This is a genomic window from Paenibacillus roseus, from assembly GCF_016424485.1.
Classification (GTDB): domain Bacteria; phylum Bacillota; class Bacilli; order Paenibacillales; family Paenibacillaceae; genus Paenibacillus_D; species Paenibacillus_D roseus.
In genome coordinates, this window is sequence record NZ_JAELUP010000044.1 from 1 (window position 1) to 8,082 (window position 8,082).

Here is an 8,082-nt window from a genome sequence, read left to right on the forward strand (position 1 = left end):
GGACCGCAGGGTCCTGGGAGAGTAGGACGTCGCCAAGCACGAATGGCCCGTTGAACTTTAGGTTCAACGGGTTTTTTGTTATATTCAAGAACTGGTTTAGCGTTTGCCCGATACTCCATAATACTCCATACTTTCCCTTATCTCCTTGTCAAGGGATTCGCTTCGTTCGTTTATACTAAGAGTATCAGGTACAAATTAAGCAGCAAAACAAAAACTCCGAATATTTGGAGATTCAGGAATTTTTAATCTGGGACGCGTAATGCCGCCATGGTCAACTGTTATGAAAATCAAATGAAAGCTTGCTGTACAGTCCTTGACAGCCTATACCCCCTCTGATAATATGGCAATAATATTGCATACAGCCATAGTGAAAAGACAGGGATTTATAAGCGACCCGGCTTGTAAAGTCCCTTTATTTTCAATACGGCATGCTGCTTCTGATCGTAGATTATAGGCATCGAACAGGCTGGGCAGTAATTTTTTGAACTGATTTTAACATTTTAAGGAGGAACACCGTTGTGTGGCAAAACAAATTCGTCAAGGAAGGATTAACGTTTGACGATGTACTGCTTGTCCCTCGAAAATCCGAGGTACTGCCTAGAGAAGTGAACCTGTCTGTCCAATTGAGTCCGAAGGTCAAACTGAATATCCCTGTCATTAGCGCAGGAATGGATACAGTAACTGAATCTGCGCTGGCAATTGCTATGGCAAGAGAGGGAGGCATTGGGATCATTCACAAGAATATGTCCATTGCTGAACAGGCTCAAGAAGTCGACCGCGTAAAACGCTCGGAAAGTGGCGTTATTACCGATCCTTTCTCATTAACTCCAGACCATCATGTGTATGATGCGGAGGAATTGATGGGCAAATATCGGATTTCCGGTGTTCCAATTGTGGATCAGAACAATCATCTGGTCGGTATTATTACGAATCGCGACCTTCGCTTTATACATGACTATTCCATCAAAATCAGTGATGTCATGACGCATGAGGAGCTGGTTACAGCGCCTGTAGGCACTACGCTTGATGAAGCGGAAGTTTTGCTCCAGAAACACAAGATTGAGAAGCTACCACTGGTTGATGAGTTCAATCAACTGAAAGGGCTTATTACCATTAAGGATATTGAAAAAGCGATTCAGTTCCCTAAAGCAGCCAAGGACCAGCAGGGACGTCTTCTCTGCGGCGCCGCTGTAGGAATTGCTAAAGATACGCCTGAGCGTGCTCAGGCGCTTGTACAGGCCGGTGTAGATGTCCTTGTCGTCGATACGGCACATGGTCATCAGCGCAATGTAATCGAGATGGTTAAGAAGCTTCGTGCCTCTTACCCGGATCTGACGATTGTTGCCGGCAATGTTGCTACTGGAGAAGCAACAAGGGATTTGATCGAGGCCGGGGCATCTGTCGTTAAAGTCGGAATCGGTCCGGGGTCCATCTGTACGACACGCGTTATTGCCGGTATCGGTGTACCTCAAATTACAGCTATCTATGACTGTGCTTCTGTAGCCCGTGAATACAATATTCCTATCATTGCAGATGGAGGTATAAAGTATTCCGGCGATATTACGAAAGCAATCGCTGCAGGCGCAAGCGCGATTATGGTCGGCAGTTTGCTGGCTGGTACGGAAGAAAGCCCAGGTGAATCTGAGATTTATCAGGGACGCCGTTTCAAGGTTTATCGTGGTATGGGCTCGCTCGGAGCGATGAAGGAAGGCAGCAAGGATCGCTATTTCCAGGAGAACGAGAACAAGCTCGTTCCAGAGGGAATCGAGGGCCGAGTAGCATACAAAGGGCCGCTGGCGGATACGGTGCATCAATTGATGGGCGGTCTGCGCTCCGGTATGGGATACTGCGGTACATCAACGATCGAAGAGCTTCAGAACGATACCCAATTTGTCCGTATCACCGGAGCAGGGCTTCGTGAAAGCCATCCGCATGATGTTCAGATCACAAAGGAAGCTCCAAACTACTCGCTGTAGTATTTTTGAATAATAATAACTCACATATGAAATTCTGGACAGGCGGATCGGCATTCAATTGATGCTGATTCGTCTGTCTTGTTTTTATTTGAGAAAAGAAAGAGGCTTTGATTATCTCAAACAGCAGTTATTTCATGTGAGTTTTTTAATCTGTTGGTGCTGCAAGGCCGGTCTTGTCCGATTACGCTTGTACGTTGTTTTATGTTACAATATTGAAATGTACAAATAACGGATGAAGGAGAGGAATGAATTGAAACGTAGCCGTTTGGCAAGGCTATGGCAGCCAGCCATTGCAGCATTTTTGGCGGTATGTGTGTTGATGATGAGCGGAATACCCGCTGTATCAGCAGCAGAGGAAAAGGATGAGAAGGGCCATGTACAGAATGAGTTGGGTTTGGCGGTAAGTTCGGCAATTCTCATGGACGCAGCGACAGGACAGATTCTATTCTCGGCCAATGCAGATGAGGCGCTTCCGCCCGCAAGCATGTCCAAAATGATGACTGAATATATTGTTATGGAAGAGATTAAAGCAGGAAACCTGAAATGGGAAGATGTTGTTACTGTAGGCCGCAATGCAGCGACAACAACCAGGGGCGGTTCTCACGTCTTTCTTGCCGAAGGCGAAAAATATACGGTGAAGGAATTATTTATAGCGATGGCTGTAGGCTCTGCCAATGATGCCTCGATTGCACTGGCTGAGAAGGTGGCTGGCACAGAAGAAGCTTTCGCGCAGCGGATGAATACAACCGCTCAAGAGCTTGGTCTTGAAACTGCTAGATTTATTAATGCAACTGGACTTAGCCGTAATGATTTGAGTCCTGAATATCAGCCGGAATCGATCAGCGGCGAGACCGTCATGTCAGCCAAGGACGCAGCAATGCTTGCCTATCATATTTTAAAAGAACACCCTGAGTTTTTGGAATTCTCTAGCATACCATCTTATAAGTTTCGTGAGCGGGATGACAAGCCGCTTATCAATTACAACTACATGTTAGAAAGCAATAAGGACAATACGTATTTGAGACAATTTGCGTATGAGGGCCTGGACGGAATGAAGACAGGCCATACCAAAGAGGCAAAGTATTGCTTTACAGGTACGGCTGAACGAAATGGTATGCGTCTGATTAGTGTAGTAATGGGAACAGATAGTAATGCAGATCGTTTTCGCCAGTCCGAAAAACTGCTCGATTATGGCTTTGATAATTTCGCTCTTAAAACAGTAGTCCCTCCCAAGAGTGGGGTAGAGACGCTGGAAAATGTAAAGGTTAAAAAAGGCGTTAAAACCGAGGTGAAGGTCGTAACCCAGCAAGACATCAGCTTCATTGTAAAGAAGAATGTGGAGCCGAAAATCGAGCTGCTGAAGAGCGATATTAAAAAGCCCGAGGAACTGGTTGCCCCGCTGCCGATAAATACAGTTGTTGGAACGGTAACGTACCAGTATACAGATGCCGACGGCAAAACTGCGGAGAAGACCGTCAATTTGATTACTAATGAAGAGGTCAACAAGGCAAGCTGGTGGAGACTGATGTTCAGAGGCATCAAGGACTTCTTTGTGAGCATCTTCAAAGGCATCGTGGACCTATTCTAAAAGTCCTGACTGGTCCTTGTTCCTCTAATTTGCTTCCTGTAAAATTTGGGCTAGAGTTCACGGATTCAATTAAAAATAGGAGGCATTTGAGATATGGAAACAGGTACTTTACGGGTTAAGCGCGGTATGGCAGAGATGCAAAAAGGCGGCGTCATCATGGACGTTATGAACGCTGAGCAGGCTAAAATTGCGGAAGCAGCAGGTGCTACTGCAGTTATGGCGCTTGAGCGCGTGCCTTCAGATATTCGAGCAGCAGGCGGAGTTGCCCGTATGGCAGATCCAACGATCGTGGAAGAGGTTATGAAAGTGGTTTCGATCCCGGTTATGGCCAAGGCGAGAATCGGGCACTATGTAGAGGCCAAGGTACTGGAATCGCTGGGTGTGGATTACATCGATGAGAGCGAAGTATTGACGCCAGCGGATGAGGTATTCCATATCGATAAGACCGAGTTTACGATCCCATTCGTCTGTGGAGCCAAGGACTTGGGAGAAGCGCTTCGCCGCATCCAGGAGGGAGCTGCCATGCTTCGTACCAAGGGTGAGCCGGGAACAGGCAATATCGTTGAAGCTGTGCGTCATTTACGCCTGATCAACGGTCAAATCCGCAAGGTTCAAAACTTGTCCAAGGACGAATTGTATCATGAAGCGAAGACGCTGGGCGTAGCTTATGAGCTGCTTCTGGGTGTCCACGAAACAGGCAAGCTGCCGGTCGTTAATTTTGCAGCAGGCGGCGTAGCAACCCCTTCAGATGCAGCGCTGATGATGCACCTGGGTGCGGACGGCGTATTCGTAGGCTCCGGTATTTTCAAATCGGACAGCCCTGAGAAATTTGCCCGTGCTATCGTTGAGGCGACAACTCATTATCAGGATTACAAGCTGATTGCGGAAGTTTCCAAAAATCTCGGCACACCGATGAAGGGAATTGAAATTTCCAAATTGCATGCTACAGAGCGTATGCAGGATCGCGGATTGTAATTTTGATGGATGAAAGAAGGCGGGCAGCAATGAAAATCGGGATTCTGGCGCTTCAAGGCGCCGTCGCCGAGCATATGCGAAGCATTGAAGCAGCAGGCGGACAAGCTGTAGCAGTCAAGACTGTTGACCAGTTGTTTGATCTGGACGGACTGATTATTCCGGGTGGCGAAAGCACAACCATCGGCAAGCTCATGCGCAAATACGGCTTTATTGAGGCGATTCAGCAGTTTGCCGCTCAGGGCAAGCCTTTGTTCGGAACCTGCGCGGGGCTGATTGCGCTCGCAGAGCGTATTGCGGGTGGCGAGGAGGCTCATCTAAAGCTTATGGACATTACGGTCGCCCGCAATGCATTTGGCCGTCAGCGCGAAAGCTTTGAGACAGATCTGGAGGTGGACGGAATTGAGGAGCGGGTACGCGCCGTATTCATCCGTGCGCCGCTCATTACCGAAGTTGGTCTTTCCGTAAAGGTCTTGTCCACTTATAATAGAGAGATCGTAACTGCCAGGCAGGGCAATCTGCTGGCTTGCTCCTATCATCCGGAGCTAACCGATGATTTCCGGCTGCACGCCTATTTCCTCCAGATGGCGAGGGAGGCTGCAGTTGGCATATAACTAAACCCTTTAGAGAGGGGCCATTGCCAGTCGTGCTCGATATCAAATTATTAAGAAATGATTTTGCCAAGGTTCAGCAGGCGCTTCAACAGCGCGGCAAATCGGCGGATATTATTCAGGAGTTTCCTGTCCTGGACAGCAAGCGTCGTGATTTGCTGCAGCAGAGCGAGCAGCTTAAGAGCCGCAGAAATACTGTCTCCCAAGAGGTTGCCAAGCTGAAAAAAGCAGGGGAGGATGCCGAAGCGCTAATCGTAGAGATGCGTGAGGTAGGCGACCGTATCAAAGAGCTTGATGAAGAAACCAGAGAGCTGGAGAAGCAAATTGATGAGCTGGTGCTCTCTATTCCGAATGTGCCGCATGAGAGTACGCCTGTCGGAGCTTCCGAGGAAGATAACATCGAAATTCGCAAGGTCGGCGAGCCTGCTGCGTTTGATTTTCAGCCCCGGGCACACTGGGATTTGGCTCAGGAGCTTGGACTGCTTGATTTTGAATCTGCATCCAAGGTTACAGGTTCCCGCTTTGTATTTTACAAAGGACTCGGAGCCAGACTTGAGCGTGCGCTGATCAGCTTCATGATGGATGTGCATAGCGACCAGCATGGCTATGAAGAACTTCTTCCGCCATACATTGTCAACCGTGACAGTCTGGTTGGGACGGGCCAGCTTCCGAAGTTCGAGGAAGATGTATTCAAGATAGCGGGAACGGAATATTTCCTGATTCCTACTGCCGAGGTACCGGTTACGAATCTTCATCGTGAGGATATCTTGTCTGCTGAAGACCTTCCGAAGAATTATGTGGCGTACTCCGCCTGTTTCCGCTCCGAGGCCGGTTCGGCTGGACGCGATACCAGGGGATTGATCCGGCAGCACCAGTTCAACAAGGTTGAACTGGTAAAGCTTGTGAAGCCGGAGGATTCCTATGCCGAGCTGGAGAAATTGACGCAGAACGCGGAGAAGATATTGCAGCTTCTGGGGCTGCCTTATCGTATCGTTGCACTGTGTACGGGCGATATCGGCTTCACATCGGCCAAGACATATGACCTTGAGGTTTGGTTGCCGGAGAGCGGCATGTACCGTGAAATCTCCTCCTGTTCCAATTTCGAGGATTTCCAGGCGCGCAGAGCGGGCATTCGTTACCGTCCAGAGCCGAAGAGCAAGCCGGAATTCGTGCATACGCTGAATGGTTCAGGGCTTGCTGTCGGTCGTACAGTAGCTGCTATTCTGGAGAATTATCAACAGGCTGACGGATCGATCATCATTCCGGAAGTATTGCGTCCTTACATGGGTGGTTTGGAACGGATTGCAGCTAAACAAAAGTAAAGCATCCACAGGCTAAATACAGGTTGCATCCTGGGTTTAGCCTGTGGTATAATCCTATTTGTGACATAACTTTATACTTGGAGAGATACCGAAGTGGTCATAACGGGGCGGTCTTGAAAACCGTTAGGGTGCAAGCCCACGTGGGTTCGAATCCCACTCTCTCCGCCATCATTGCATATAACCAGCCTGCCGGCGTATCGGTGGGCTTTTTTGCTTTTTAAGACGTAAATCCGCTAATTAGCTAATGCCCGCTATTTCATTTTATCCTCCGATGTATAGACATCTCTGGCTTGTCGCATCTTATTGATAATGGAGGTGGTCTATAGCCATGAAAAAAGATGAATTGCAGGTAGATCAGCAATCTCTGGTGGATGCTTGGCAAAAAACGCTGCCAAGGACACTGAATGCCGCGGATTCTGCCGAGGTGAAGGCGGATGAGGCTGATTCGAACTCGCTCCGGGTCCATATTCGTACGGCTGGTCATCAGGAGTATACGTTTGATTTTAAGGTGGAATATGTGGACAGCCGGGAAGTAAGGGTGGAACTGGTGGATGTAGAGAGAAGCGGAAAATCTATTGATGAGCGTACGGGTCTGCTGCAGGAGCTTATTCAAGACTATACACGTCATTTGCATGAATGCGCACAGGCACTGCATCAGTTAACCCATGCTTAGACAAAAAGAGAAGGAGCAAGCTCAATGACACGCGCCAAAAATAATCTCGATAAAAACTTGAGCGGGGTTGTGCATGATCTGGAGAATGAACCGGTCAACGCCCACCATGCTCAGCAATTGCAACAGGACAAAAATGACCGCAGGCATCAGGATGCACTAAACCATGATCAGCCGACCGACTTGCACCATCAGCGCAGCTGAAAATATGGATCGTCCAACTGGACTGAGGGGTGAAAAATACGATGAGCAAGCCAAAAACTCAGCCTGTTCCCGGCGTTGCTGGCGAGCAACACGTAGAGCATCGCGAGAGCAGCCAACAGCCGCCGCTGTCGGGCTCAAAGAAAGTCAAACAGGCGAATCATTCGCGGCATAATAATGGTGAAGGCTAAACATCTGATAACGGTGACCCGGAGGATGGATATTTTGAAAAAAGTACCATTCTACGGGTTCACATAAGGCATTTGGAGAATAACTGCCTAAGGTGAGAAGGATGGCTGGTGAATATCAAAAGAAAAATCATTCAATATTTTTTTGTATCTCTACGTTTAGAATATGACATTGAAAAATAGATGAGTGATCGATTTGGATGAGCAAATTACCATCGATTATATCAAGTACATCACCTGCGTCAGTATAATTGATTTGTTCAATGCTAACCAAATAATTACTTACTTTATTAATCTTATTGATTAGCCTTATAGAACTATGAATTCGATCAGAAAGCAATTCATTATTATTAAAAAAGGAACGTAGCGTATTTTTGTTTTCTTCGCTTAGTTCCAAATCGTTAAATTTGCCCTGAATAGATCGTTCAATTGTTTTTTTTACTAGTAATTCAGGGCATTTAAACTGTTTTATAAAATATATAGATCCTAATATAATAATGATAAGTATAATAAAAAACAAAGAATATTTTATCGTTTTATTCATAATTCCTCCT

9 protein-coding genes and 1 tRNA gene are annotated in these 8,082 nt (G+C 47.2%); 9 read left to right on the forward strand and 1 reads right to left on the reverse strand.

The window, feature by feature from the left end:
- Nucleotides 1-518: 518 nt before the first annotated feature.
- From guaB to JFN88_RS10705, 9 genes are all read left to right on the forward strand, one after another.
- Nucleotides 519-1,976, forward strand: coding sequence for an IMP dehydrogenase (gene guaB, locus JFN88_RS10665; protein WP_199019299.1), 1,458 nt, complete (start codon nt 519-521; stop codon nt 1,974-1,976).
- Nucleotides 1,977-2,208: 232 nt separating this feature from the next.
- The gene (locus tag JFN88_RS10670) at nt 2,209-3,564 is read left to right on the forward strand and encodes a D-alanyl-D-alanine carboxypeptidase family protein (protein ID WP_199019300.1); all 1,356 of its coding nucleotides are present in this window, start codon (nt 2,209-2,211) and stop codon (nt 3,562-3,564) included.
- Between the two features lie 93 nt (nt 3,565-3,657).
- Nucleotides 3,658-4,539 (forward strand): pyridoxal 5'-phosphate synthase lyase subunit PdxS, encoded by an 882-nt coding sequence (gene pdxS / locus JFN88_RS10675; protein ID WP_199019301.1) that lies wholly within the window; start codon nt 3,658-3,660, stop codon nt 4,537-4,539.
- A 29-nt stretch (nt 4,540-4,568) separates the two neighbouring features.
- Nucleotides 4,569-5,150, forward strand: a complete 582-nt coding sequence (pdxT, locus tag JFN88_RS10680) for a pyridoxal 5'-phosphate synthase glutaminase subunit PdxT (protein WP_199019302.1) — start codon at nt 4,569-4,571, stop codon at nt 5,148-5,150.
- 32 nt (nt 5,151-5,182) lie between these two features.
- Complete coding sequence (gene serS / locus JFN88_RS10685) at nt 5,183-6,469, forward strand: serine--tRNA ligase (protein WP_199019303.1); 1,287 nt, start codon at nt 5,183-5,185, stop codon at nt 6,467-6,469.
- A gap of 79 nt (nt 6,470-6,548) precedes the next feature.
- Nucleotides 6,549-6,637: transfer RNA gene (locus JFN88_RS10690), tRNA-Ser, on the forward strand.
- 160 nt (nt 6,638-6,797) lie between these two features.
- Complete coding sequence (locus JFN88_RS10695) at nt 6,798-7,142, forward strand: hypothetical protein (protein ID WP_199019304.1); 345 nt, start codon at nt 6,798-6,800, stop codon at nt 7,140-7,142.
- A gap of 24 nt (nt 7,143-7,166) precedes the next feature.
- On the forward strand, nt 7,167-7,343 hold the full coding sequence (locus tag JFN88_RS10700) for a hypothetical protein (protein WP_199019305.1): 177 nt from the start codon (nt 7,167-7,169) through the stop codon (nt 7,341-7,343).
- A gap of 41 nt (nt 7,344-7,384) precedes the next feature.
- Nucleotides 7,385-7,531, forward strand: coding sequence for a small acid-soluble spore protein P (locus tag JFN88_RS10705; RefSeq protein WP_199019306.1), 147 nt, complete (start codon nt 7,385-7,387; stop codon nt 7,529-7,531).
- A 127-nt stretch (nt 7,532-7,658) separates the two neighbouring features.
- Here JFN88_RS10705 and JFN88_RS10710 read toward each other — a convergent pair.
- On the reverse strand, nt 7,659-8,082 hold a 424-nt coding region (locus JFN88_RS10710; RefSeq protein WP_233167698.1), incomplete at its 5' end, for a hypothetical protein.